Below are 23,392 nucleotides of genomic sequence, written 5' to 3'. Positions count from 1 at the left end.
GGTGGCCGCGAAGCGGACGGAGGGGGCGGCACTGTCGTTTCTCAGTACCGGGCGTGGTGCGGCCCACTCCACCGCGCTTCGCACGGTCCCCCTCGCCCAGCGGGCGAGGAGATGCACGAAGACCGCTTCGATCAATCGGAAACTGCCTCACACCGCCAGCGTCGTCTTCACCGTCTCGACCAGTTGCTTCAGGCTGAACGGCTTGGCGAGGTAGTCGAAGGACTCGCCCTCGTGTAGGTTCTTGCGGAAGACGTCCTCCGCGTAGCCCGAGACGAAGATCACCTTGAGGTCGGGCCGGTGCTTGCGCAGCTCGCGCAGCAGGGTCGGCCCGTCCATCTCCGGCATCACCACGTCCGAGACGACGAGGTCGACGGCGTAGTCGTGCTCCTCCATCAGGCGCAGGGCTTCGGGGCCGGAGGCTGCCGCGAGCACGGTGTAGCCGCGGGCCATCAACGCGCGGGAGTTCACGGCACGCACCGGATCCTCGTCCTCGACGAGGAGGATCGTCGCCTGCCCCGTGGTGTCGGCGGCGGGAGGTGCTGAGGGCGTGCCCATCGGGGCAGGCTTCTGCAGCGCCTCGCTCAGGCGCTCCTTCGCGATCTTGGCCGAGGTGGCGGGGCGCGGCGGCGGCTCGATCGCCGGCACGGCGGTCTCGTCGACGGCGGGCTCGGCCTCGGGGATGTGGCGCGGGAGGTAGATCCGGAAGGCGGTGCCCTCGCCGACCGTCGACTGGACGTCGAGGGTGCCGCCCGACTGCTTGACGATGCCGAACACCGTCGAGAGGCCGAGGCCGGTACCCTTGCCGATCTCCTTGGTGGTGAAGAACGGCTCGAAGATCTTCTCCATGATCTCGGGCGGGATGCCCTCGCCGGTGTCGAGCACCTCGATCAGCACGTGCTCGCCGGCCGGCACCTCGGCCGGGCGCGCTTCGCCCTCCGTGACGTTGGCGGTACGGATCAGCAGCTTGCCGCCGGTCGGCATGGCGTCGCGGGCGTTGACCGCGAGGTTCACGATCACCTGCTCGAACTGGTTCACGTCGGCCTTCACCGGCCAGATGTCGCGCCCATGCTTGAGGTCCAGCGCCACGCGCTCGCCGAGGAGGCGCTTCAGCAGCAGGGTCAGGTCGGCCAGCGCCTCGCCGACGCTCATGACCTCCGGCCGCAGGGTCTGGCGGCGCGAGAAAGCCAGCAGCTGGCGCACCAGGCTCGCGGCCCGGTTCGCGTTCTGCTTGATCTGCATGATGTCCTGGAAGGCGTGGTCGGTCGGCCTGTGGCTCGCGAGCAGCAGGTCCGAGTAGCCGATGATCGCCTGGAGGACGTTGTTGAAATCGTGCGCGATGCCGCCGGCGAGCTGGCCGACGGTGTCCATCTTCTGGGCCTGGGCGACCTGCTGTTCGAGCTGGCGCTGGGCGGTGGTGTCGAGGGCGTAGAGGATCACGCGCTCGCGGTCGGTCTGCGCGGGCGCGCTGTCCTTCGATCCGTCCTTGGCAGCCTCCTTGGCCGCCTGCGGCGCGTCGCCGTCGGCCGGGCTCATCCAGACGCGGACCGAGCGGTTGCCCGGGCCGGCCAGGGCCACCTCGATCGGCTCGATCTCGCCGGTGCCGCTGGCGGCCTTGATCAGCGCGGCCTCCAGCGTGCCGCGGTCGCGCTCCAACACCGCCTCGCGCATCATCGGCTCGGGCGCGTCGCTGGCCGCGCCCTCGCCGGGCTGGCGCGGCATGGCGGTGAAGAGCCGCACGAACGAGGCGTTGGCGCGGGCGACCCGGCCGTCGCGGTCGACGGTGGCGATGGCGATCGGGCTGTTGTTGAGGAAGCGCGCGAGCCGCACCTCCGCCGCGCGCTGCGGCTCGTCGCTTTCGGCGCCGGCCGAGCGGTTCAGCACGAAGGTCCGCGAGGGGCCGGGCTTGCCGTCCTGGCCGTAGGCGACGCGGTGGTAGAGGCGCGCGGGCAGCGGATGGCCGTTGCGGCGGCGCAGGTCGATGTCGAAGCGGTCGGTGCGGACCTCGCCCGGCATCCCGGCCGCGCCGGTGAACACGTCGGCCCCCGGCGCGATCTCGAGGAGCTTCAGGCCGCCCGAGCCGACCGTGGCGAGGTCGTAGCCGAGCCAGGAGGCCAGCGTCGCGTTCATGTAGACGACCGAGCCGGCGCCATCGATCGAAAGGAAGCCGGCCGGCGCGTGGTCGAGATAGTCGATCGCGTGCTGGAGTTCCTGGAAGACGTTCTCCTGGCGCTCGCGCTCGTGGGTGATGTCGCTGACCGTCCAGAGCGCGGCGTTGCGGCCGTGGCGGGCGACCGACCGCACGGAGATGCGATACCAGGCGGCGTCGCGTTCGGCCGCGCCCACGGGGGGCGGAGCCATGCGGATCTCTTCCGTGTGGCCACGGTCGTCGCGGGCGGCCTGGGCGAGGCGGTAGACTGCCTCGGACACCTCCGGCGCGCCGACGAAGATGCGCTCCACCGGGCGCAGCGTGTTGAAGCTGTCGCCGCCGGCGAGCCGCATATAGGCCTCGTTGGCGTAGATCAGGCGGCCGCCCTCCTCGACCACGACGGTGCCCTCCGGCGCCGCGTCGACGATGCCACGGGTGATGTCGTCGCGGCCCGAGCGGCCGGCGAGCTGCAGCGCGCCGATCGCCAGGGCGAACAGGAAGAAGACGCCGGCCATCGCGAGCAGGGCCAGCAGGCCGAGGATCAGCGGCTGCGCCTGGTCGCTGGCAACGAAGGACAGGCCCACCGCCGCGCCGACGAGTAGCCCCGCCAGCATCAGCAGCAGGCCGACGCGGCCGGGCCGCTCCGACCGGTCGATCGACGTCGCCCCGGGGGCTGCCGCCGCTGCTGCGCTCTCCTCAGCCATCAGGCCCCATCCATCCGTCGAGCCCTGTCCTGCCGCCCGCACGGGCCCGGCGGAAACGTCAGCGAAGCGACGGAAAAGTCTCGCGAAAAAAGGTGGATAAACCGTGGCGTTCCGCGCCGGTACGGCCCGTCGCGTCACGCCGCCCGTTTGCGCAGGCGAAGCACGAAACCGATCACCTCCGCAACCGCGCGATAATGCTCAGCCGGGATCTCGTCGTCGATCTCGACCGTGGCGTGCAGCGCGCGGGCCAGCGGCGGATTCTCCAGCACCGGCACGCCCGCCTCGGTGGCGACCGCGCGGATGCGGAAGGCGAGGGAATCGACGCCCTTGGCGACGCAGATCGGCGCGCCCATGCCCGGCTCGTAGCGGAGCGCCACGGCGTAGTGGGTCGGGTTGGTGATGATGACGGTGGCGGTGGGCACGGCGGCCATCATCCGCTTCTTCACCCGCTGATGCATGAGCTGCTTGCGCCGGCCCTTCACCTCGGGGCTGCCCTCGCTCTCCTTGTGCTCCTGCTTCAGCTCTTCCTTCGTCATCCGCAGGCGGCTCCGCCAACGGTGGCGCTGGTAGAGCGCATCGCCGAGCGCGATCGCGACATAGGCCGCGAGCACGCCGCCCATCATCTTGAGGGCGAGCGCCAGCACCGCCCGCAGGCCCGCGGCCGGATCGAGCTGCGCGAAGGCCTCGAGCCGGTCGTGCTGGCCCCACAGGATGGTGCCGCCGACCACGCCGACCACGCCGAGCTTCGCCAGTCCCTTGCCGAACTGGACGAAGGCCTCGATGCCGAGCAGGCGCTTCATGCCGGCCATCGGCGAGATCCGCTCGAATTTCGGGGCGAGGCTCTGCGCCGTGAAGACCGGCGGATGCTGGATCATGCCCGCCGCCAGCGCCGCGGTGGCGACCATCGCAGCCGGGATCGCGATAGCCTGCAGGAAGATGATCAGGACGCGGCCCGCGAGCCCGGCATAGGCCTGCGGATCCGACGGGATGGCGTGGGCATGCGCCAGGAAGCCGCGGATGTCGGTCATCAGCTTCGTCGCCACCGGACCGGCCGCGAGCATCAGTGCCAGGGTGAAGGCCCCCAGCATGAAGAAGGTGTTGATCTCGACCGAGTTCGCGACGTTGCCCTTCTCGATCGCCTGATCGATGCGCCGTTGGGACGGTTCTTCGGTCTTGTCTTCCTGGTCGGCGCCCTCTGACATGGCTCAGTAGGCTCCGGAGCGCTGCGCGCTCGGCATCGGCGCGCCCGCTACCGCCCGACGAGATCCCCGAGATACCGGCCGAGATCGTCCAGAAAGACCCCCATCACGACGCCGAGGGAGGCGAGCAGGATCAGCATGCCGAGCAGGATCGAGGCCGGCACCGCGACGAAAAAGACCTGAAGCTGCGGCATCAGCCGCGAGAGCACGCCGAGCCCCAGATTGAACAGGATCCCGAAGGCGACGAAGGGCGCCGAGATCTGGATGGCGAGGGTGAAGCCGCGCGCGACCGCCTTGATCGCGAGCTGCGCCGCATCGCCGAAGGCCGGCAGGTCGTTCGGTGGAAGAAGCACGTAGCTGCGGCCGATCGCCTCGAGCGCGAGATGGTGCAGGTCGGTCGCCAGGATCAGCGTGACCCCGAGCAGGGACAGGAAGTTGCCGAGCGTCACCTGCTGCGAGGCCGTCATCGGGTCGACGGTCATGGCGTAGGACAGGCCGAGGGATTGCGAGATCACCACGCCCGCCGTCTGCAGCGCGGCGAGCACCATGCGCACGGTCAACCCGAGCACCAGACCGATCAGGATCTCGCCGAACAGCACGCCCATCAGCGCCGGCCCCGCGATGGCGCCGCCCGTAGCCGGCAGGAGCGGGCGGACGGTGGGAAACAGCACCAGCGTCACCAGCAGGGCCAGCGACAGCCGCAGGCGCGCCGAGATGTTCTGCTCGCCGAGGCCCGGCATGAGCATCATCATCACGCCCACGCGCCCGAAGGTCAGCAGGAACGCCGCCGCGATGCCGGGCAGGAGGAGGTTCATGGCCCTTCATAGCAGAAGGCCGCCTCACCCGCCGGACGCGATGCGTTCGGCGATGCGGCCCATGTAGGAGGCGAGCGCGTCGCCCATGAACGGCAGCATGAACAGCAGCGCGGCGAACACGGCGACGATCTTCGGCACGTAGATCAGGGTCTGTTCCTGGATCTGCGTCAGCGCCTGGAACAGCGAGACCGCGAGACCGACGATGAGCGCCACGATCATCAGCGGCCCCGCCACTTTGAGGAAGGTGACGATCCCGTCGCGGGCGATGTCGAGGATGGCGAGGCCGGTCATTGATTTTTGGGACTTTGCGCTGCGGTTTCTTGTTCCCTCTCCCCTCTGCGGGAGAGGGTGGCCCGCGAAGCGGGTCGGGAGAGGGGAGCGACGGTTCCGGAGAGGGCGCTCCCCTCTCCCGACCCTCGCTGACGCGAGGGCCACCCTCCCCCAATCCCAAGTCGGGCCTGCCCGACTTGGGCACTTGAAGTGCAGATCTCGGGCAAGCCCGAGGTCTGTGGGGGAAGGGAAGAAACCGCGCGCTAGATCGGCATCCGCATGATCTCCTCGTAGGCCGAGATCACGCGGTCGCGCACGGCCACCAGGGTCTGGAGGGCGGTCTCGCTCTCGGCCACCGCGGTGACGACGTCGATGACGTTGGCCTTGCCGGTCGCGGCCGAGAGGGTCTGCGCGTCGGCCTTGGCGCCGGTCTGCGCCACCGTATCGAGGGCCTGGGTGAGCAGCGAGCCGAAGCCGCCGCCGGCCCCGCTCGCCTGCATCGGCTTCGGCGCTGAACCCGGGCGGGCGATGGACTGGGCGGCGGCGTAGGCGCCGGCGGCGAAGGCGGAGGTGGCCATGGCGGTCAGGCCTTCAGGATTTCGAGGGTCTTGGAGATCATCCGCCGGGTGGCGGTGACCATGTTCAGGTTGGCCTCGTAGGAGCGCTGGGCCTCGCGCATGTCCATGTTCTCGATCAGCCCGTTGACGTTGGGCATCGAGACCTCGCCCCTCGCGTTCGCCGCCGGGTTGCCGGGGTCGTACTTGGTGCGGAAAGCGGTCTGGTCGCGCCGGACCCGGCCGGTCTCGACGAGGGTGGCGCCGAGCTCGTTGTCGAAGCGGCTGGTGAAGGTCGGCACCTTGCGGCGATAGGGTTCGCCGCCAGGGGTCTTGGCCGAGGAATCCGCGTTGGCGATGTTCTCCGCGATGATCCGCATCCGGCCGGACTGGGCCTTGAGCCCCGAGGCGGCGATGCCGAGCGTCTTGAGGAAATCCATGGCGAGCTCCTGTTATCCGGCTCAGCGCTTGCCGACGGCGATCTTCAGGGCGTCGAGGCTCTTCTGGTAGAGCGAGGCGACCATCTGGTAGTCGCTCTGGTTCTCGCCGGCCTTCATCATCTCTTCCTCGAGATTGACGCCGTTGCCGCCGGGGCGGATCTCGAAACCCTTGAAGCGCTTGGGGGTCGCGTTCGGCCCGTCGGCCGTGGCGAGGCCGATATGCTTGACGTCGGTGCGGGCGAGCCCGTCGCCGCCGACGATCGCGGCCGACGGTGCGGTCATTCCGCCCGGCCCCGAGGAACTGCCGATCTCGGCGAGGTCGCGGGGCTTGAAGTTCGGCATGTCGGCGTTGGCGACGTTCTCGGCAAGCAGCGCCTGGCGCGCCTGGTGCCACTGCATCTTGTTGCGCAGCATGCCGAGGATGGGCAGGTCGGTGAAGGACATCGCGGCCGATCCTCGCCCCGCCGCGGCGGCTTACCCGGCACGGATTGCCGAGCGGCCCGCTCCGGGTCGGCAAAATCTGCCGCCTCCATGGTTAACGTCGCGTTAAAGCGTGGGCGGATGGACCGCCTTCGGACTTGCGGCCGCCCGGGATGCCGGATCCCTGCGCGAAGCTGTTAACGAAGTTTTTACCTTTGTTGCCCGCGGCGGGGCCGGACGCGATACTCTCGCGCGGCGTCGCATGCCCGGCCGGCTTGGCCCGGACAACGAGAGTGTCCCGTCTTGCCAGAGTTCTTCAGTTCGGACGGACCCTACTACTTGCAGTTCCTCGTGATCTTCCTCGTCATCCTCGTCCTGCTGATGGGCGTCGTGCTGCTGTTTCGCCGCGTCGCCGGGCGGGGATTGTCCCTGTCCGCGCGCGCCACCAACCGCGCGCGCCAGCCCCGGCTCGGCATCGTCGACATCTACGAGCTAGACCGGCAGCGCCAGCTCATCCTGCTGCGGCGGGATAACGTCGAGCACCTGCTGCTCGTCGGCGGCCCCAACGACGTCGTGGTGGAACGCAACGTGATCCGCGGCGCCGGCTCGCGGCTGCCCGGCGAGAACCTGATGCGGCCCGATCCCGCCTCCGGCACGTCGGAGGAAGAGGACGCGGAGACGGAACGCCCGGCCCTCGGCGCCTCGTCCTTCGAGATGCCGCTGGTGGTGCCGCCGCCGACTTCCAGCCGGAACGGGCATGACGGCCCGGCCGCCGGCCGGCCGCAGCCACTCGATCCCGCCCTGTTCTCGCCCGAGGCCGCCCCCGAGGACAGGACCGTCGCCGCGTCCCTGAAATCCCGTATCGGCATCTCGCAAGTCGGCCGCATCCTGCGCCGCACGCCGCCGCCGCTGGTCGAGCCGCGCCCGGACGCCGCCTTCGAGCACGGGCGGCCGGTGCCGCCGCCGGCCGACGCGGCGGCCGAGCCGCAATCGATCGTGCCGCCCTCGCTGATGTCCTCAGGCCAGCCTCGACCGATCGATCCGGCGGCCTTGTCGGACATGACCCGCCAGCTCGAGACCGCGCTGCGCCGGCAATCCACCGCAGTGACGCCGCCGCCCGGCCAGGCTGCCCCGCCGCCGCAGACGCCTGCCCCGCAACCGGCCGCGACGCCCCCGGTCTTCGTCGAGCCGGTGATCGCCACGGCCTCCCCGCGGCCGACCCCGTCCTTCCTGATCGGACGGGCCAACGCGGTTCCACCGCCTGCCGCGCCCGAGCCTGTCGCGCCGGAGCCTGCCGCGCCCGAGCCTGCGCCCCGGCCCGATCCGATCGCGGCGGCGATGGCCGAGCCCCCGGCCCCGCCCGCAGTTCCGGAACCTCCGCCTGCGCCTGCGCCCGAGGCAAAACCCGCGCAGCCGCCCGGCGGCACGCCGTTCACCGTCGAGGAGATCGAGACGGAGTTCGCCCGGCTGCTCGGCCGGCCCCTCGACCGCAAGACCTGAGAGAACGGCGGGCCGGCGTGGCCGCGCGCCGCTTGTGCCCAGGGCCGGCGCGACGCAGGTTGCCGGCGCGATGAAGCCCTCGAATCGAGCCCTGATCCCCGTCCTTCTCGGCCTCGCCCTCCTCGGCGCGAGCGCCGGTGCGGCGCATGCGCAGAGCCTGAACCTCGATCTCGGCACCGGCGGCACCACCGAGCGGGCGCTGCAGCTCGTCGCCCTCGTCACGGTGCTGGCGCTGGCGCCCTCCGTGCTGGTGATGGCGACCTCGTTCACGCGGATCGTGGTGGTGCTCTCGATCCTGCGCTCGGCGCTCGGCACCCAGACCGCACCGCCCAACGCCGTGATCACCAGCCTCGCCCTGTTCCTCACCGCCTTCGTGATGGCGCCTGTGGGCAAGGAGGCCTACCGCAACGGCATCGAGCCGCTGCTCGCCAACCAGATCACGCAGGCCGTCGCCTTCGAGCGGACCACCGCCCCGTTCAAGACCTTCATGCTCAAGAACGTCCGCGAAAAGGACCTCAAGCTCTTCCTCGACATGGCGAAGGTGCCGGTGCCCTCCGGCCCCGAGGCGGTGGGCCTCGAGATCGTCACCCCGGCCTTCATGATCTCGGAGCTGCGCCGCGCCTTCGAGATCGGCTTCCTCCTGTTCATCCCCTTCCTGATCATCGACCTCGTCGTCGCCTCGATCCTGATGGCGGTGGGCATGATGATGGTGCCGCCGGCCACCGTCGCCCTGCCGTTCAAGCTGATCTTTTTCGTATTGGTCGACGGCTGGACGCTGGTCGCGGGCTCGCTGGTGCAGAGCTACGGAGGGTAGCGGCCGCCGATCTTTGCCAGCCGCTGCGTCGCCTCCCCGGCGAGGAGGCGCGTCAGCGTGGCGGCGCCGAGATCACGGGCCAGCGCCGCCGCCTGCCCGGCCCAGAGCGGCGAGAAGTCGCCCTGCCCTCGTGCTTCCGCCGCCGCCCGCAGCGGCTGGAGCGCGACCGCCGCCTTCGGAAAGGCCGGTGCGTCTTCGCAAAGCGGCCCGAGCTCGCGCATCGCACGGTTGAACAGGCCGCGCGCCGGGCGCCCGGTGAAGACGTCGGTGATCGCGGTGTCCGTGTCGCGTGCCGCACGGAGCGCCGCGCGATGGACCTCGGAAATGCCGGCTTCCGGACAGCGCAGGTAGGCGGTTCCGATCTGCACGGCGGCGGCGCCCAACGCGAAGGCGGCGGCGATGCCGCGCCCGTCCGCGATCCCACCGGCGGCGATGACGGGCACGCCCACGGCGTCGGCCACCTGCGGCAGCAGGGCGAACAGGCCGGGCTGTGCGGCCAGCTCACCCGGCAGAAACATCCCGCGATGGCCGCCGGCTTCCGCGCCTTGCGCGATCACCGCGTCGACGCCGCGCGCGTCGAGCCAGCGTGCCTCGGCCACCGTCGTCGCCGAAGCGAAGACGCGGCAGCCCGCGGCCCGCACCCGGTCGAGCAGCGCCGCGTCCGGCAGGCCGAAATGGAAGCTCACCACCTTCGGCCGCAACGCCTCGACGACGGCGCACATCTCCGCGTCGAACGGCGCCCGCTTCGCCATGGGCGTCGCGGCGGCCGGATCGAGGCCGTACTCGCGGTAGTAGGGACCGAGCCGCGCGAGCCATCCGGCATCGCGGGGCGCATCGTCCGCCGGCAGCGCGTGGCAGAAGAAGTTGAGGTTGATCGGCCCGTCGGCGCTCTCGCGGATCGCGGCCACGGCCGCCCGGACCTGCTCGGCCGTCGATGCCGCGCAGGCCAGCGATCCGAGAGCGCCGGCACCCGTGACGCAAGCCGTGAGCGCCGCCTTGGCGCCGACCATCGGGGCCAGGACGATCGGATGTTCGATCCCGGCAAGGTCGAGGATGCGGCGGTCGGGCCAGTGCATGACTGAAGTTCCGCTCGATCTGGAGGGTCGCGGGCCAAGTCGCCGTGCGATTGCAGTTTCGCCGCACCTGACATAGGTCCGCTCGTGTGTTCAACCCACACGCCGGAAGCCGATTTAGAATGAATTTCAACAACATCACCCTATCGTGGGCGCCGCGGATGCTGAGCATCCTGCGGATCGTCGCCGCACTGCTCTTCATGGCGCACGGCACCCAGAAGATCCTCGGCTTCCCGGCCAGCAGCATGAACCCGGCGATGTTCTCGCTGCCCTGGATCGCCGGCATCCTCGAACTCGTCGGCGGCGCGCTGCTCGTGATCGGCCTGTTCAGCCGGCCCGTCGCCTTCATCCTCTCGGGCCAGATGGCCGTCGCCTATTTCCTGGCCCATGCCCCCAAGAGCTTCTTCCCGGCGCTGAACGGGGGCGATGCCGCGATCCTGTTCTGCTTCGTCTTCCTCTACATCGCCGCCGCCGGCCCCGGCCCGCTCAGCGTCGATGCCCAGATGCGCCGCGGCACCGACAGCTACTGACGCTCACGTCGTCACGGCGCTCAGGTAGGCGATCGACGCGAAAAACCCCAAGGCCGTACGGATCGCGTGGAGCGATCCCCAGCGCAGGATCAGCGCCCGGCTCTCCGGCCCCGCCCCGGCGGGGTCGGTCGCCATCAGGCGCTTGTTCACCGGCAGGATCAGCCGGAGGGTGACGGGAAGGTTCGCCAGCATCAGCAGCGCCCCGACGATCCAGCCCGCATGGTCGGTACGGATCCAGGCCGCGAAGCCGAGCACGAAGCTCGCGAGCACCAGCGAGACCTGCATCACCGTCGCCCGCGCATAGGACGGCTTCCATTGGCTCAGCAGGGCGCGGTCGTCGAGCCCAAGCCGGGCCGGCTGCTCGACCGCGTTGATGTAGAACGCCGCCCCCGTGAACAAAGCGGCGGCGAAGAACGCCAGGTGACCGAGGATCATGCCGGGTTCTCCTTCCGCAGCGTCGCCTGACCGCTTTCGAGCCGGCGGCGCAGAGCGCGCAGCACGCCCGTCGCCTCTTCGATGGCATCGTCCGGCAGCTCCCGCGCCAGGGCCGCCGCCCAGGGCGATTGCCGGGCCGCCGCCTTGGCGTACACGGCGCGGCCGCGCTCGCTCATGAGGACGAGCTTCGCCCGCTGGTGATGCGGATTGGCCGCGAACGTCACGAGGCCCGAGGCGTCGAGCTCGTTGGCGATGCGCTGCACGTTCTGCCGCGACAGCCCCATGGTCCGCGCCAGATGCGCGACCGGCGCCGGTGCGGGCGACAGCGCCACCGCGCCGAGCACCTGCCAGCGGGCGCTGGTGAGTCCGAGATCCTGCAGCAGCGCGTCGCCGGCGGCGAGCAGGCAGCCGTTCAGCCGGAAGCTCTCCAGGATCAGCTCCGTGATGGCGTCGCCGTGCGGCATGGCATCTTGTTGTCGATTCGACAGTATGTTGTCAATCGACGCGGGAGAAACGGTCCCGAGAGCGGATCTCGGGGCCGGAGGGAGTGTCGGTCGACGTCCTGTCCCTTGGAGGGCGATCCGCTCTCAGAACTTGCGGACGATCGGGGCCGGCAGCGGTGCGGCGGGGGCGCCGAAGACGTAGCGGAAGCCCACCGAAACGATGTCGGCGCTGGCGTCGACCACGCCGGCGAAGGCGATGTTGCCGACGTCGTAGTTCCGGCCGGCCCCAGCGAAGATGTTACTCTTGTCGAGGAAGACGTGGGAATAGGCCGCGTTCAGGGTCAGCTTCTCGCTCCAGCGATAGCCGGCGCCGATCGAGACGGTGTAGCGATCGTTGTCGGGCAGTCGCACCGAGCGGTTCTGGTCGTCGATCGGCACCTCCTCGTAGGAGAAGCCGCCGCGGACCGTGAGCGACGGCGACCAATCGTACTCGGCGCCGATCGAATAGGCGTAACCGTCCTTGAAGTTGAGCGGCAAGTTGCTCACCGGCAGACCCAAGGCCGTCGAGACGATGGCGACGTTGCCGATCCTCGACCAGTTGTCCCACTCGAAGCCGAGGTTGATCCGGGTGACCGGATTGATCGCCTGGGTCAGGCCGACACTGAGTTTTTCGGGGGTGTTGAGGTTGGCCTTGACCTGCCCGACACCGAAGGCCGACCCCTCGAGGTCGTGATGCATCGAGGAGCGATAGCCGATGCCGAGCACCGTACCGTCCCAGGGGGTGATCGTCGCTCCGGCGGTGTAGCCGACGCCCCAGGCGTCGCCCTTCAGGAAGCCGCTCGGGAAGGTCGTCGGGGAGAGGGTGATCGGCAGGGCCTGACGAAGCGTCAGCTTGAAGTATTGGATGTTCGGGCCGGCGGCGATCGAGAGCCAATCGTTGACCTTGTAGGCAACGACCGGATTGAAGGCGAGCGAGAAGATCCGCGACGAGCGGCCGTAGACTTCGCCCGCCCAGACCTTGTTCGGATTGGTGATCAGGCCGAACGGCGCACCCGTCTGCAGGCCGATCCAGATCTTGTCGCTGAGCTGATAGGAGGTCGCGCCGGCCGGCACGATCGCGCCCTGGCCGATGTCGCCGCTCCCGCCCAGCGGCAGGAAGCCGGGATTGGTGCCGGCCGTCGGCCGGATGTCGGCATGCAGGCCGATATAGGTGAGGTTCTGCTCGGTGACCCAGCCCGGGCGCATCGTGATCACGGCCGGGTTCCAGAACATCGAGGAGACGCCGCCGGAGCCGGAGGCGGCGCCCGCGTAGGAGAGGCCCTGGGCCTCGGCGCTCTGCTCGTGGAGCCCGAAGGCGCCGGCCTGCGCGCCGGTGGCGAAGGCCAAAGCCGAGACGCTCGCCAGGGCGAGCGCACCAATCCTGCCGATCATGACTACGTCCCCAAGCCGATCCGACGGTGCTCGTATCCCCGCCGTCCCCCGGCCGGGCTGGCACCTTGCCGGCAACGCTGCCGGCTTGTGCAAAGCTTATCAATCCCAAGGCCAGGATAGCCTCGACAAGTATTAATTCTCCGTTAACCAAACGAAATCATCGGATGTGCTTGGCCGGCCCGGCTCGATGCGCTCGCTCCAAACTTGGTTCACGTATAACGCGCATACGATATCATGCAGATTGCGGCCCGCCCCGCCGGGCTTTCGTCACTTTGATGCGGGTCCGTTGCCTACAGGCAACGCCGACGACGCCGCCGGGACGGGTTCGGCCACGCTTGCACCGCTCCGGCGGCCCGGCCATGGTCGCGGCGATTCTCGGGGGCAAGGGACGATACGATGAAGCTGATCCGTCACGGTGCGGCCGGCGACGAGAAGCCGGGGCTCGTGGACGCCAAGGGCGGCCTGCGCGACCTCTCGGGCTCGGTGCGCGACATTGCCGGAGCGGCCCTCTCGCGTCAGGGCCTCGACCGCCTGGCGATGATCGATCCGGAGACGCTGCCCCTGCTGCCGCCCGGCACCCGGCTCGGCCCCTGCGTCGGCGGCACCCGCAACGTCGTGGCGATCGGTCTGAACTACGCCGACCACGCCGCCGAGACCGGCGCGGCGATCCCCTCCGAACCGATCCTGTTCAACAAGGCCCCGTCCTGCCTCGGCGGCGCGAACGATCCGGTGATCCTGCCCAAGGGCTCGGCCAAGACCGACTGGGAGGTCGAACTCGCCGTGGTGATCGGCGCGCGCGCCTCCTACGTCCACGCCAACGAGGCGCTCGACTACGTCGCCGGCGCCTGCATCATGAACGACCTGTCCGAGCGCGAATTCCAGTACGAGCGCGGCGGCACCTGGACCAAGGGCAAGGGCTGCCCGACCTTCGGCCCCCTCGGCCCCTGGCTCGTCACCCTCGACGAGATCCCGGACCTGAAAAAGCTCTCGCTGAGCCTCGACCTCAACGGCAAGCGGCAGCAGACGGGCTCGACCGCGACGATGATCTTCGACGTCGCGCAGCTCGTCGCCTACGTCTCGCACTTCATGATGCTGGAGCCCGGCGACGTCATCACCACCGGCACGCCCCCCGGCGTCGGCCTCGGCATGAAGCCGCCGCGCTTCCTCAAGGCCGACGACCAGATGGTGCTGCGCATCGACGGCCTCGGCGAGCAGCGCCAGACCGTCATCGCCTTCGACGACTGGACGGCGAAGGTGGCGGCGGGCGAGCCGACGAACTGACCGGCGCTACTGCGCCGTCCAGCCCCCATCCACCGACAGGTTCGCGCCCGTCATCTGCTTCGCAGCGTCCGAGCACAGGAAGGTGACGATCGCGGCGACCTGCTCGACGGTGACGAACTCCTTGGTGGGCTGGGCCTTCAGGAGCACGTCCTCGATGACCTGCTCCTTGGTCAGGCCGCGGGCCTTCATGGTGTCGGGGATCTGGCTCTCGACCAGCGGCGTCCAGACGTAGCCCGGCGAGATACAGTTGGCGGTGATGCCCTGTCCCGCGACTTCCAGCGCCACGCTCTTCGTCATGCCGAGCAGCCCGTGCTTGGCCGCGACATAGGCCGACTTGTAGGGCGAGGCGACGATGGAGTGCGCGCTCGCGATGTTGACGATGCGGCCGTAGCCGCGCGCCTTCATGCCCGGCACCGCCGCGCGGATGGTGTGGAAGGCCGAGGACAGGTTGATGGCGAGGATCGCGTCCCACTTCTCGACGGGAAAATCCTCCACGGGCGCCACGAACTGGATGCCGGCATTGTTCACCAGCACGTCGATGCGCCCGAGCTCCTTCTCCGCCATCGCCATCATCTCCGCGATCTCGGCGGGCTTCGACATGTCGGCGCCGGAATAGATCGCGCGGACGCCGAATTCCGCCGCGATGCCGGCGCGGGCCTTCTCGATCTCCTCCGGCTTGCCGAAGCCGTTGAGGACGACGTCCGCGCCCTCTTTGGCGAGCCCCCGGGCGACGGCGAGGCCGATGCCGCCGGTCGAACCGGTCACGACGGCGGCCTTGGATGTGAGGATCATGGAAGCGCTGCCTGAAGAATGCTGGACTCGACGCGCCTTGTAGCGATCCGACGGCAGCGTTGACAGGGCAGGAGCGCTTCGTCAGGTTCCGCCGCCGCCGACGGTCCAGCCCGTCCGGCACCCTCTCATCCACACCACGGCGAAGTGAGCCCCCTGCACGATGGCGACGCGCTCCTACCTGGATTTCGAGAAGCCGGTCGCCGAGCTGGAGGCGAAGCTCGAGGAATTGCGGGCGCTCGGGGCACGCGACGGCGCGGTCTCGATCAGCGAGGATATCGGCCGGCTGGAGGCGAAGGCCGCCGCCGCGCTCTCCGACATCTACGCCAGCCTGACGCCCTGGCAGAAGACGCAGGTCGCCCGCCACCCGCAGCGCCCCCACTTCGTCGATTACTGCGCGGGCCTCATCGACGAGTTCACGCCGCTCGCCGGCGACCGCACCTTCGGCGAGGACGAGGCCATCGTCGGCGGGTTCGGGCGCTTCCGGGGCCGGCCGGTGCTGGTGCTCGGCCAGGAGAAGGGGGCGACCACCGAGGCGCGCCTGCGCCACAACTTCGGCATGGCCCGGCCCGAGGGCTACCGCAAGGCGGTGCGCCTGATGGAGACCGCCGACCGCTTCGGCCTCGCCGTCCTCGCCTTCGTGGACACGGCCGGGGCGTTTCCGGGCATCGAGGCGGAGGAGCGCGGCCAGGCCGAGGCCATCGCCCGCTCGACCCAGGCCTGCCTCGCCCTCGGCGTGCCGAACGTCGCCGTAGTGATCGGCGAGGGCGGCTCGGGCGGCGCCATCGCGCTCGCCACCGCCAACCGCGTGCTGATGCTGGAGCACGCGATCTACGGCGTGATCTCGCCGGAGGGCGCCGCCTCGATCCTGTGGCGCGACCAGGGCCGGGCGCACGACGCCGCCACCGCCATGAAGATCACCGCGCAGGACCTGCTGCGCCTCGGCATCATCGACGGGATCATCCCCGAGACGACCGGCGGCGCGCATCGCGACAAGGACGCGGCCATCGCCGACACCGGCGAGGCCATCGCCGGCGCGCTGGCCGCCTTCGACGGCCTTGGTCCCGACGAGATCCGCGACCGCCGCGCCCAGAAATTCATGGAGATCGGCCGGAAGCTCTGAGCCGCCATCCCGACCCAAGTTCTTCAGGAGTCTCACGACTCGCGATTTGTACACAGGCGGCGCGCGAACACTCCCGAACTCTGTAACGGCCCCGCTTTCGCCCGAATGCGGCATCAGTGGTGCGCTGTCACCACACCGGTGGACCTTTCGGCGTCCGGCCGCCTCGTCTCCTTGAGGTAAGATCCGGGTAAGTCTAACGGGGCTATTGGGTTGGGGAATGTCGTCGGCGCCGCGAGGCTTGCCGGCGCGGTCACACGGGGTCCCCCATGTCTGTGCGTCCCTTCGCGGCGGCCGGTCTCGTCGCCCTGGCGCTGTCCCTTGGAGCCTGCCAGGACAGCGGCATGCTCGGCGGAGTCTCGACCCGCAGCCTTACCCCGGTCCCGGCCCAGACCGTGGCGCTCATGCAGACCAAGGGCATGGGCCAGACCGACCCGATCCTGATCCGCGCCTACAAGAAGGAAGCGGAGATGGAGGTCTGGAAGCGGACGTCCAGCGGACAATACGCACTCCTCAAGACCTTCCCGATCTGCCGCTGGTCGGGCCAGCTCGGTCCCAAGACCAAGCAGGGCGACCGTCAGGCGCCGGAGGGTTTCTACACGATCACGCCGGGTCAGATGAACCCGAATTCCTCGTATTACCTCTCGTTCGACGTCGGCTATCCGAACGCGATCGACCGGGCCAAGGGCTCCACCGGCAACTACATCATGGTGCACGGCACCTGCTCGTCGGCCGGCTGCTTCGCCATGACCGACGCCTCGATGTCCGAGGTCTACGCCATCGCCCGCGACGCCTTCCAGGGCGGCCAGCGCGGCTTTCAATTCCAATCCTATCCGTTCCGGATGACGGCCACGAACATGGCCAAGTTCCGCAACGACCCGAACGCGCCGTTCTGGAAGAACCTCAAGGAGGGCTCGGACTATTTTGAGGCCCTGAAGGAGGAGCCGCGGGTGGCGGCCTGCGGCACGAAATACGCCTTCGGCGGCACCGACGTCGCCGCCGGTTCGTGCACGCCGCGGATCGACCCGCTGGTCGCCGAGAAGCGCGACCACGACAACCGGCAAATCGCCGAACTCGTCGCCAAGGGCGAGAAGGCCACACGCGTCGTCTACGAGGACGGCTACGGCAACCCGGTCTTCCGCCAGCCCCCGCAGCAGAGCGGCTTCGCCGCCCTCACGGAGGCCGAGAAGGAGAAGGAACTCGCCTATTCGCCGAAGGATTACGCGCGCCACAACCTCGGCGACGTGAGCCGGCCCGAAAGCCTCGCCAGCGGTCCGCAGGAGATCGAGGTCGACGCCAAGGGCCGGCCGGTCCTCGTCGCCGCGGCGACGCCCGACGCCCCCGGCCCGACCAAGGCCGCCGCCGCCGCGCTCGCGAAGAAGGGCAAGGGCAAGACCGAGCCCGCCAAGGGCCCGACGATGCTGGCGGCCCAGGAGCCGGCCGCGGAGCCGAAGGCCGCCCGGATCACGGTCGCCGACGCCGACGGCGACCCCGCCGCCTACCAGAAGGCGCTCGGCAACCTGTTCAACAAGCCGGCGGCGCCCCCCGCGGCACCGGCCGTCGAGCCGGCGCCGGTGGCGGGATCCGCATCCAAGCCCGTCCCCGCCAAACCCTCGGCCCGCGTCGCGGCCCGCCACGTGGCCCAGGCCAGGGACGTCACCGAGACCTCCGCGACGACGGCAAAGAAGAAGATCGAGCCGCTGAAGCACCACGCCGCGAGCGAGCCGAAAGACAGCAAGCACTGAGGCTGGACCAACCCTCCCCGTCATTGCGAGCGCAGCGAAGCAATGACGGGAGAGAATCGTTTTCCCCGGCAGGGGGCGCCCCATCCGATCCAGCAGCGCTGCCGCGTCCGGGGAAAGCTTGGACGCCCCCTTCCTCCGCTCGACCGAAACCCGGCTAACCTTCGATCCGCGAAAAATCCGCGACCTCGCGCGTGGCCGCGCGCAGGGCGTTCAGCAGGGCCAGCCGGTTGGCGCGAACCGCCGGATCGTCGGCGTTGACGGTGACCTTTTCGAAGAAGGCGTCCACCGGTGCCCGCAGGCGCGACAGCGCCCGCATCGCTCCCGAAAAATCCTCCGCCGCGACCGCGGCCGAGGCGTCGGCCCGGGCCGACGTCAGGGCCTCGGCCAGCGCCTGCTCCTCCGGCTGGCCGGCGGAGGCGATCAACGCGGCATCCGGCTCGGCCTCGTAGGTGCGGCCGTCCTTCTTCTCCTCGATGCGGAGGATGTTCGAGGCGCGCTTGACGCCCGCGAGCAGGTTTTTGCCGTCGTCCGTGCCGAGAAACTGGCCCAGCGCCTCGACCCCGCGGACGACCATCAGCAAGTCATCCTGTCCGGGCAGCGCGAAGACGGCGTCGATCAGGTCATGGCGGGCGCCTTGGTCGCGGAGGTAGACTTTGAGGCGGTCGGCGAAGAAGGCGAGCAATGCATTAGCTATCTCCCACGCCAACTGGCCGGTACTATCAGCAAAGCGTCTGGCACCTTCTGGCGTGACTTCCTTGCGAATTACATCGAGAAGCCGTTGAATTTCGATAGGATCGATTTGCGAATTCTGAAGTTCTTGCACGCGACCCGAAGCTTCAGAGAGTTGATTTAGCTGTATTCCAGCATAGCTTCTGGCAAAAGACAGAGCAAACAGATGAAGCAATCGGGCTCTGATACCATTCTCGGTTAAAAGACGGACGACTCCCAAAGCCGCCCGCCGCAGCGCATACGGGTCCTTGCTCCCCGTCGGCTTCTCGTCGATGGCCCAGAATCCCACCAGCGTGTCGAGCTTGTCGGCCAACGCCACGGCGATCGAGACCGGCTCGGTCGGCACGCGGTCGGAGGGGCCGACCGGCTTGTAGTGTTCCTCGATGGCGGCGGCGACGCTCTCGGGCTCGCCCTGGAGCGTGGCGTACTTCCGGCCCATCAGGCCCTGCAACTCGGGAAACTCGCCGACCATCTCGGTGACGAGGTCGGCCTTGGCGAGCCGGGCGGCGCGCTCGGTGAGGTCCGGGTCCGCGCCGACGAGCGGCGCGAGTTCGCGGGCGAGCGCCGCGATGCGGGCCACGCGCTCCCCCTGCGTCCCCAGTTGCTCATGGAAAATGATGGCATCGAGCTTCGGTAGCCGGCTCTCCAGGCCCGCGGCCTTGTCCGTCTCCCAGAAGAATTTCGCGTCCGAAAGCCGGGCGCGGACCACGCGCTCGTTGCCGGCGGTGATCGCGGCGCCGCCGTCCGAGGCGACGAGGTTCGAGACCAGGACGAAGGCCGGGGCGAGGGTCTCCGAGCCGCTTTTCCGCAGCACGAAGCACTTCTGGTTGGCGCGGATGGTGGCGCGGATCGCCTCGGCCGGGATGTCCAAAAAGGCCTCGTTAAACGAGCCCATCAGCACCACCGGCCATTCGACGAGGCCGGCGACCTCCTCGAGCAGCCCCTCGTCCTCGACGAGGTCGAGCCCACGGGCGAAGGCGAGGTCGCGGGCGTCGTGCAGGATGATGTCCTTGCGCCGGTCCGCGTCGAGCACGACTTTGGCGCGCTCGAGCGCCTGCACGTAGTCGTCGAAGCGGCGCACCGTGATCGGGCCCGGCGCCAAAAAGCGGTGGCCGCGCGTCGTGGTGCCGGCGACGATCCCGTCGACCGTGAACGGCACCACCTCGGGCGTCTCGGTCTCGGGGCCGAAGGTGGCGACGATGGATTGCAGCGGGCGCACCCAGCGCAACGCGCCGGGCTTCGCCGAGGCCGCGCCCCAGCGCATGGATTTCGGCCAGGGAAAGCTTTTGATGATCGCCGGCAGGATCTCGACCAGCACGTCCAGCGTCTCGCGGCCGGCCCGCTCGATCACCGCGAGGTAGAACTCGCCTTTTTTCGGATCGGTGATCGTGGTCGCCTGATCGAGGCTCGTGAGCCCCGCGCCCCGCAAAAATCCCTGCACGGCGGCCTCCGGCGCGCCGACCTTCGGCCCGCGCCGTTCTTCGCGAACCGCCTCGCCCCGCGGCGGCAGGCCCGCGACGTGCAGCGCCAGCCGGCGCGGCGTCGCGAAGGCCTTGGCGCCCTCGTAGAGGAAGCCGCGCTCCACCAGCGCGTCGGTGACGAGCTTCTTCAGATCCTCCGCCGCACGCCGCTGCATGCGGGCCGGGATTTCTTCCGAGAGCAGTTCGAGGAGGAGATCAGGCATGGGCGGTGCGGGCTTTTCGGACTCGGCGGGCCGCCCATTCGGAGCGGCCGAGGCCGTGCCCGTGTAGTGAGCCATCGGGGGGCTGTCGAGGATCGCCGCTCCGCCAACGCCTCGCTTTCGCCCAACCGGCCCGGCACCTTCGCGCTCACTCCGTATGGTGTCTTTCCACGAGCCGCGAGCGACCGTGACCCGCATGCCGACCGCTTCGCTCCTGCGCTGCGCCGTCCTCGCCGCCGGCCTCGCGCTCACCGGCCCGGCGCTGGCGCATCCGCATGTCTGGATCGTCGCGAAGGCCGAGATCGTCTACGACGGCGGCCGGGTCGTGGGGGTGCGCCACGACTGGACGTTCGATGCCGCCTACACCGCCACCCTGACGCTGGGGCTCGACACCGACGGCGACGGCCGGCTCTCGCCGGAGGAGCTTCAGGGCCTTGCCGACGAGAACGCCAGGGGCGTGGCGGAATTCGGCTATTTCACAAAGCTCAAGGTCGCGGGCAAGGAGCAGGCCTTCGTCGCGCCGCGCGAGCCGCGCATGGAGATGGCCGGCAACCAGGCCCGCTTGAGCTTCCTGCTGCCGCTCAAGGCGCCTCCGGCTCAAGGGCGCGGGGTCGTGGCACTCGAAATCTCCGACCCGACCAATTTCGTCTCCTTCGGGCTCGCCGAAGGACCGGATGCCGTCGGCCTGAAGGACGCGCCGGCCGGCTGTGCCGTGACCATCAGCCGGCCCAAGACCACCGAGGCCAAGACGGCGGAGGCCGGCAAGTCGATGACCGAGGCGATGTTCGAGGCGCTCACCGCCGCCGCCAATTTCGGCGTCCAATACGCCAACCGGGCGCTGGTCGCATGTCCGTAGGCGTCGCGCTGGGAGAGTCGCCGGCACCGCGGAACCGGCTCGCGCGGCGGCTCGCATTCGCGGCCTGCGCCATCGCGCTGGCTGCCGCCGTGCTGGCGCTGCTGGCGTGGCTCGTCATGCCCGGCATCGCAGCCCCGCCCGCGCGCTCGCCCTTCGGCCTCGGGTTTCGCGAGGCGGCGCCCTCCGCGACCGGGTTCGGCGGCTGGCTGCTCGCTGTCCAGTCGAACTTCTCGCGCAACCTGCAGGCGGCGGTCGCGGCGCTGAAGCAGGGCGGCGCCTGGGGGCCGCTGGTGCTGTTCGGCTTCAGCTACGGCGTGTTCCACGCGGCCGGGCCGGGCCACGGCAAGGCGGTGATCGCCGGCTACATCGTCGCCGGCGAGCGCACGCTTCGGCGCGGATTCGGGCTCAGCTTCGCCGCGGCGATGCTGCAGGCGCTGGTCGCCATCGCGATCGTCGGCGTCGGCGTGCTGCTGCTAAACGCCACCGCCGCCGGCGTGACGCGGGCCGGGACGCTGATCGAAACCGTCAGCTTCGCCCTCGTCGCCCTCGTCGGCGCCGCCGTGACCTGGCGCAAGGCCGGCCGGCTCGCGGCGCTCGCCGCCGCCGAACAGCCCGAGGCCTGCGGGCCGGGCTGCGGCCACGCCCACATCTCGGACGCCGAGACCGTGGCCCGCCTGGAGACATGGCGCGAGCGGGCGGGCGTCGTGCTCGCCGCGGGCACGCGGCCCTGCGCCGGGGCCGTCCTGATCCTGGTCTTCTCCGCCTCGCAGGGGCTGCTGGCCGCGGGCATCGCCGCGACGTTCGCCATGGCGCTCGGCACGGCACTCACCACCGGCGCGCTGGCGAGCCTCGCGGTGTTCGCCAAGGCGCTCGCCCTGCGGCTGGCGGGCGGACGCGGCCGAGCCGGGGCGCTCGCCGTCGGCGGGCTCGAACTCGCGGCCGCGGCCTTCGTGCTGGTGCTGGGGCTTGCGATGCTGGCGGGCCTCGCGGCCGGCGTCAGCGGCTGACGACACCGCAGCACTCGCCAAAGCCCGTCTCTGCTGTCAGTCTCCCCTCGGATCCCGAGAGGAACGCCCGTGACCGCAGGCCCCTTCGACCATATCCTGAACTGGCGGCTGCTCGCCGGCTCGCACGCCTTCCCCGGCCCGGATGGCGGCACCTGCATCAACGAAGCGGCGATCGTCGCGGCCGGGCTGCCCTACAAGGCGATCACCGCCACCGAGGACTGCCCGCCCTGCTTTTCCCGGCCGCTGGCCGCCTATGCGCTGGGCCTCAACGACGCGATGCCGGAGGGGGAGCGGACCCGGCTGATGGCCTTCGTCCTGCGCCTTTCCGGCTCGGCGGATTCTCCCGAGATCGAGGGCGAGCGCACGGCGTTCCTCGCCTTGGAGAGCGTCCGCCGCATCCTGCCGCCGCTCCTGGACCGGGCCGGGCTGCCGGCGCTGGCCGCGCGCTGCGAGGCCGCCCCCGGCGCGGCCGAGGCTCTGGCCGCGGCAAAGCTCGCCGAGAGCCAGGGCGCCGTGCTGGCGCAGGCCGCCGCCATGCGCCGCGCCTGGGTGCAGGGCGCGCGGCTCGCCGCGGTCTCGCGCACGGCCACGGCCGCGGTGAAGGCGTTCGGAGACGCGCGCTGCGCAGCCGAGGTCGCGGAGGGCGCGGCGCCCTTCGCAAACGGGATCTGGCCGACGGCCGTGGCAATCCTCGACGCGGCGTTGGCGATCGGCCGGCAGGCGCCGGAGATCGACCTCGTCCGCGCCAGGGACCGTCTCGATGCCGCCCGCTCGGCCCGGGTTCAGGCGTAGGCGCGCAGCCGCGGCTCCACCGTCAAATCGAGGTCCATCGCCTCGCAGTTGGCGAGCCATTGCCCGGTGAGGTGGTAGAAGAAGGTCGAGTGCCCGACGACGGCGATGGTCGTTTCCGGCCGCGCCCGCAGCCAGTCGCGAAACCCAGCGACGCGCGCATCGAACAGGTCGCGCGGCTCGACCGGATAGCCCTCTGCCTGAACCGGGTCCTCCGCATGCCACCAGATCTCGGGCAGGTGGCCGACGTCGAAGTCCGGAAACTCCTCCGCCAGCACCGAGGCCGCCCGGCCGACGTCGCAAGAGCTTTCCTGGCACTCCCGGTGCAGCACCTCGACCAGCAGAGCCGGCTTCGACGGATGTCCCGAAAAGATGCCGGCCGTGGTCTGCAGCGCCCGCGTCAGCGGCGACGTCACCACCAGCTCGAACGGGATGCTTTGCAGGTCCTTTCGCGCGGCCGCGGCCTGTTGGTGGCCCAGATCCGACAGCCGCGCATCGATGTGGCCAGGGTCGCGGCCGGTCGCCCGGTGATGCGCGTTGAAGGTCGATTCGCCGTGGCGGATGCAGACGATGCGGGTCGGGCTCATGCCCCGCATGTACGGCCCGCGACGCCGGCCGGCC

At 70.1% G+C, this 23,392-nt stretch carries 23 protein-coding genes; 9 read left to right on the top strand and 14 right to left on the bottom strand.

The annotated features are described in order from the left end of the window. Window positions 1–147: 147 nt before the first annotated feature. From cckA to flgB, 7 genes are all read right to left on the bottom strand, one after another. Window positions 148–2,850 carry a cell cycle histidine kinase CckA gene (gene cckA / locus MFF07_RS13250; RefSeq protein ID WP_238232174.1) on the bottom strand — a complete coding sequence of 901 codons (2,703 nt, stop codon included), beginning with the start codon at window positions 2,848–2,850 and terminating at the stop codon, window positions 148–150. Between the two features lie 134 nt (window positions 2,851–2,984). Further along, window positions 2,985–4,052: a flagellar biosynthesis protein FlhB gene (flhB, locus tag MFF07_RS13245; protein WP_238232172.1), complete on the bottom strand. Its 1,068-nt coding sequence runs from the start codon at window positions 4,050–4,052 to the stop codon at window positions 2,985–2,987. 47 nt (window positions 4,053–4,099) lie between these two features. Then, a complete protein-coding gene (fliR, locus tag MFF07_RS13240; RefSeq protein WP_147815263.1) occupies window positions 4,100–4,864 on the bottom strand; it encodes a flagellar biosynthetic protein FliR in 765 nt (254 codons plus the stop codon). A gap of 24 nt (window positions 4,865–4,888) precedes the next feature. Further along, window positions 4,889–5,155 carry a flagellar biosynthesis protein FliQ gene (gene fliQ, locus MFF07_RS13235; protein WP_147080603.1) on the bottom strand — a complete coding sequence of 89 codons (267 nt, stop codon included), beginning with the start codon at window positions 5,153–5,155 and terminating at the stop codon, window positions 4,889–4,891. Between the two features lie 242 nt (window positions 5,156–5,397). Then, complete coding sequence (gene fliE / locus MFF07_RS13230) at window positions 5,398–5,712, bottom strand: flagellar hook-basal body complex protein FliE (RefSeq protein WP_147815265.1); 315 nt, start codon at window positions 5,710–5,712, stop codon at window positions 5,398–5,400. A 5-nt stretch (window positions 5,713–5,717) separates the two neighbouring features. Beyond that, a complete protein-coding gene (gene flgC / locus MFF07_RS13225) occupies window positions 5,718–6,128 on the bottom strand; it encodes a flagellar basal body rod protein FlgC (RefSeq protein WP_147815267.1) in 411 nt (136 codons plus the stop codon). Window positions 6,129–6,149: 21 nt separating this feature from the next. Further along, on the bottom strand, window positions 6,150–6,572 hold the full coding sequence (gene flgB, locus MFF07_RS13220) for a flagellar basal body rod protein FlgB (RefSeq protein ID WP_147815269.1): 423 nt from the start codon (window positions 6,570–6,572) through the stop codon (window positions 6,150–6,152). A gap of 279 nt (window positions 6,573–6,851) precedes the next feature. Between flgB and MFF07_RS13215 the strand changes: the two genes are divergently transcribed. Next, entirely contained in the window at window positions 6,852–8,048 is a 1,197-nt protein-coding gene (locus tag MFF07_RS13215; protein ID WP_238232170.1) for a hypothetical protein, read from the top strand. Between the two features lie 70 nt (window positions 8,049–8,118). Beyond that, window positions 8,119–8,862 (top strand): flagellar type III secretion system pore protein FliP, encoded by a 744-nt coding sequence (gene fliP, locus MFF07_RS13210; RefSeq protein WP_147820361.1) that lies wholly within the window; start codon window positions 8,119–8,121, stop codon window positions 8,860–8,862. On the opposite strand, the gene MFF07_RS13205 is transcribed toward fliP, so the two are convergent. Beyond that, window positions 8,850–9,938, bottom strand: a complete 1,089-nt coding sequence (locus MFF07_RS13205; protein ID WP_147820359.1) for an NAD(P)H-dependent flavin oxidoreductase — start codon at window positions 9,936–9,938, stop codon at window positions 8,850–8,852. The genes fliP and MFF07_RS13205 overlap by 13 nt on opposite strands. 119 nt (window positions 9,939–10,057) lie before the next feature. Here MFF07_RS13205 and MFF07_RS13200 point away from each other — a divergent pair, with 119 nt between their 5' ends. Next, window positions 10,058–10,465, top strand: coding sequence for a DoxX family protein (locus MFF07_RS13200; protein WP_147820357.1), 408 nt, complete (start codon window positions 10,058–10,060; stop codon window positions 10,463–10,465). A 3-nt stretch (window positions 10,466–10,468) separates the two neighbouring features. Here the strand turns inward: MFF07_RS13200 and MFF07_RS13195 are convergent, their stop codons facing one another. The 3 genes from MFF07_RS13195 to MFF07_RS13185 all read right to left on the bottom strand — a co-directional run bounded on the left by MFF07_RS13195 (window position 10,469) and on the right by MFF07_RS13185 (window position 12,774). Then, on the bottom strand, window positions 10,469–10,900 hold the full coding sequence (locus MFF07_RS13195) for an anthrone oxygenase family protein (protein ID WP_147820356.1): 432 nt from the start codon (window positions 10,898–10,900) through the stop codon (window positions 10,469–10,471). Further along, the gene (locus MFF07_RS13190) at window positions 10,897–11,364 is read right to left on the bottom strand and encodes a MarR family winged helix-turn-helix transcriptional regulator (RefSeq protein ID WP_238232168.1); all 468 of its coding nucleotides are present in this window, start codon (window positions 11,362–11,364) and stop codon (window positions 10,897–10,899) included. Before MFF07_RS13190 ends, MFF07_RS13195 begins: the two co-directional genes overlap by 4 nt. 123 nt (window positions 11,365–11,487) lie before the next feature. Further along, window positions 11,488–12,774 (bottom strand): OmpP1/FadL family transporter, encoded by a 1,287-nt coding sequence (locus MFF07_RS13185; RefSeq protein ID WP_147820352.1) that lies wholly within the window; start codon window positions 12,772–12,774, stop codon window positions 11,488–11,490. Between the two features lie 396 nt (window positions 12,775–13,170). Between MFF07_RS13185 and MFF07_RS13180 the strand changes: the two genes are divergently transcribed. Next, the gene (locus MFF07_RS13180; RefSeq protein WP_147820350.1) at window positions 13,171–14,055 is read left to right on the top strand and encodes a fumarylacetoacetate hydrolase family protein; all 885 of its coding nucleotides are present in this window, start codon (window positions 13,171–13,173) and stop codon (window positions 14,053–14,055) included. A 6-nt stretch (window positions 14,056–14,061) separates the two neighbouring features. Here the strand turns inward: MFF07_RS13180 and MFF07_RS13175 are convergent, their stop codons facing one another. Continuing rightward, window positions 14,062–14,847 carry a 3-hydroxybutyrate dehydrogenase gene (locus MFF07_RS13175; RefSeq protein WP_147820348.1) on the bottom strand — a complete coding sequence of 262 codons (786 nt, stop codon included), beginning with the start codon at window positions 14,845–14,847 and terminating at the stop codon, window positions 14,062–14,064. A 160-nt stretch (window positions 14,848–15,007) separates the two neighbouring features. Here MFF07_RS13175 and MFF07_RS13170 point away from each other — a divergent pair, with 160 nt between their 5' ends. Next, window positions 15,008–15,967, top strand: a complete 960-nt coding sequence (locus MFF07_RS13170) for an acetyl-CoA carboxylase carboxyltransferase subunit alpha (protein ID WP_147820346.1) — start codon at window positions 15,008–15,010, stop codon at window positions 15,965–15,967. A 266-nt stretch (window positions 15,968–16,233) separates the two neighbouring features. Beyond that, window positions 16,234–17,709, top strand: a complete 1,476-nt coding sequence (locus MFF07_RS13165; RefSeq protein WP_238232166.1) for a L,D-transpeptidase family protein — start codon at window positions 16,234–16,236, stop codon at window positions 17,707–17,709. Between the two features lie 154 nt (window positions 17,710–17,863). On the opposite strand, the gene glyS is transcribed toward MFF07_RS13165, so the two are convergent. Continuing rightward, entirely contained in the window at window positions 17,864–20,074 is a 2,211-nt protein-coding gene (glyS, locus tag MFF07_RS13160; protein ID WP_373322345.1) for a glycine--tRNA ligase subunit beta, read from the bottom strand. Between the two features lie 241 nt (window positions 20,075–20,315). Between glyS and MFF07_RS13155 the strand changes: the two genes are divergently transcribed. From MFF07_RS13155 to MFF07_RS13145, 3 genes are all read left to right on the top strand, one after another. Continuing rightward, complete coding sequence (locus MFF07_RS13155; protein ID WP_147821740.1) at window positions 20,316–20,975, top strand: DUF1007 family protein; 660 nt, start codon at window positions 20,316–20,318, stop codon at window positions 20,973–20,975. Further along, window positions 20,966–21,982: a nickel/cobalt transporter gene (locus tag MFF07_RS13150; RefSeq protein ID WP_238232165.1), complete on the top strand. Its 1,017-nt coding sequence runs from the start codon at window positions 20,966–20,968 to the stop codon at window positions 21,980–21,982. The genes MFF07_RS13155 and MFF07_RS13150 overlap by 10 nt, the downstream gene beginning before the upstream one ends. A gap of 69 nt (window positions 21,983–22,051) precedes the next feature. Continuing rightward, window positions 22,052–22,774, top strand: coding sequence for a hypothetical protein (locus tag MFF07_RS13145; RefSeq protein WP_238232163.1), 723 nt, complete (start codon window positions 22,052–22,054; stop codon window positions 22,772–22,774). Here the strand turns inward: MFF07_RS13145 and MFF07_RS13140 are convergent. Further along, on the bottom strand, window positions 22,765–23,358 hold the full coding sequence (locus MFF07_RS13140) for a histidine phosphatase family protein (RefSeq protein ID WP_147821795.1): 594 nt from the start codon (window positions 23,356–23,358) through the stop codon (window positions 22,765–22,767). The two genes, MFF07_RS13145 and MFF07_RS13140, sit on opposite strands and share 10 nt — an antisense overlap. Window positions 23,359–23,392 lie beyond the last annotated feature (34 nt).

This window comes from Methylobacterium thuringiense, from assembly GCF_022179645.1.
In the GTDB taxonomy this organism is placed as follows: domain Bacteria; phylum Pseudomonadota; class Alphaproteobacteria; order Rhizobiales; family Beijerinckiaceae; genus Methylobacterium; species Methylobacterium thuringiense.
This window is presented reverse-complemented; position numbering and strand designations above follow the sequence as displayed.

Coding starts and splice junctions, on each gene's coding strand:
- cckA (WP_238232174.1), bottom strand. CDS start 2,850: ATGGCTGAGGAGAGCGCAGCAGCGGCGGCAGCCCCCGGGGCGACGTCG.
- flhB (WP_238232172.1), bottom strand. CDS start 4,052: ATGTCAGAGGGCGCCGACCAGGAAGACAAGACCGAAGAACCGTCCCAA.
- fliR (WP_147815263.1), bottom strand. CDS start 4,864: ATGAACCTCCTCCTGCCCGGCATCGCGGCGGCGTTCCTGCTGACCTTC.
- fliQ (WP_147080603.1), bottom strand. CDS start 5,155: ATGACCGGCCTCGCCATCCTCGACATCGCCCGCGACGGGATCGTCACC.
- fliE (WP_147815265.1), bottom strand. CDS start 5,712: ATGGCCACCTCCGCCTTCGCCGCCGGCGCCTACGCCGCCGCCCAGTCC.
- flgC (WP_147815267.1), bottom strand. CDS start 6,128: ATGGATTTCCTCAAGACGCTCGGCATCGCCGCCTCGGGGCTCAAGGCC.
- flgB (WP_147815269.1), bottom strand. CDS start 6,572: ATGTCCTTCACCGACCTGCCCATCCTCGGCATGCTGCGCAACAAGATG.
- fliP (WP_147820361.1), top strand. CDS start 8,119: ATGAAGCCCTCGAATCGAGCCCTGATCCCCGTCCTTCTCGGCCTCGCC.
- MFF07_RS13205 (WP_147820359.1), bottom strand. CDS start 9,938: ATGCACTGGCCCGACCGCCGCATCCTCGACCTTGCCGGGATCGAACAT.
- MFF07_RS13200 (WP_147820357.1), top strand. CDS start 10,058: ATGAATTTCAACAACATCACCCTATCGTGGGCGCCGCGGATGCTGAGC.
- MFF07_RS13195 (WP_147820356.1), bottom strand. CDS start 10,900: ATGATCCTCGGTCACCTGGCGTTCTTCGCCGCCGCTTTGTTCACGGGG.
- MFF07_RS13190 (WP_238232168.1), bottom strand. CDS start 11,364: ATGCCGCACGGCGACGCCATCACGGAGCTGATCCTGGAGAGCTTCCGG.
- MFF07_RS13185 (WP_147820352.1), bottom strand. CDS start 12,774: ATGATCGGCAGGATTGGTGCGCTCGCCCTGGCGAGCGTCTCGGCTTTG.
- MFF07_RS13180 (WP_147820350.1), top strand. CDS start 13,171: ATGAAGCTGATCCGTCACGGTGCGGCCGGCGACGAGAAGCCGGGGCTC.
- MFF07_RS13175 (WP_147820348.1), bottom strand. CDS start 14,847: ATGATCCTCACATCCAAGGCCGCCGTCGTGACCGGTTCGACCGGCGGC.
- MFF07_RS13170 (WP_147820346.1), top strand. CDS start 15,008: ATGGCGACGCGCTCCTACCTGGATTTCGAGAAGCCGGTCGCCGAGCTG.
- MFF07_RS13165 (WP_238232166.1), top strand. CDS start 16,234: ATGTCTGTGCGTCCCTTCGCGGCGGCCGGTCTCGTCGCCCTGGCGCTG.
- glyS (WP_373322345.1), bottom strand. CDS start 20,074: ATGCAGCGGCGTGCGGCGGAGGATCTGAAGAAGCTCGTCACCGACGCG.
- MFF07_RS13155 (WP_147821740.1), top strand. CDS start 20,316: ATGCCGACCGCTTCGCTCCTGCGCTGCGCCGTCCTCGCCGCCGGCCTC.
- MFF07_RS13150 (WP_238232165.1), top strand. CDS start 20,966: ATGTCCGTAGGCGTCGCGCTGGGAGAGTCGCCGGCACCGCGGAACCGG.
- MFF07_RS13140 (WP_147821795.1), bottom strand. CDS start 23,358: ATGAGCCCGACCCGCATCGTCTGCATCCGCCACGGCGAATCGACCTTC.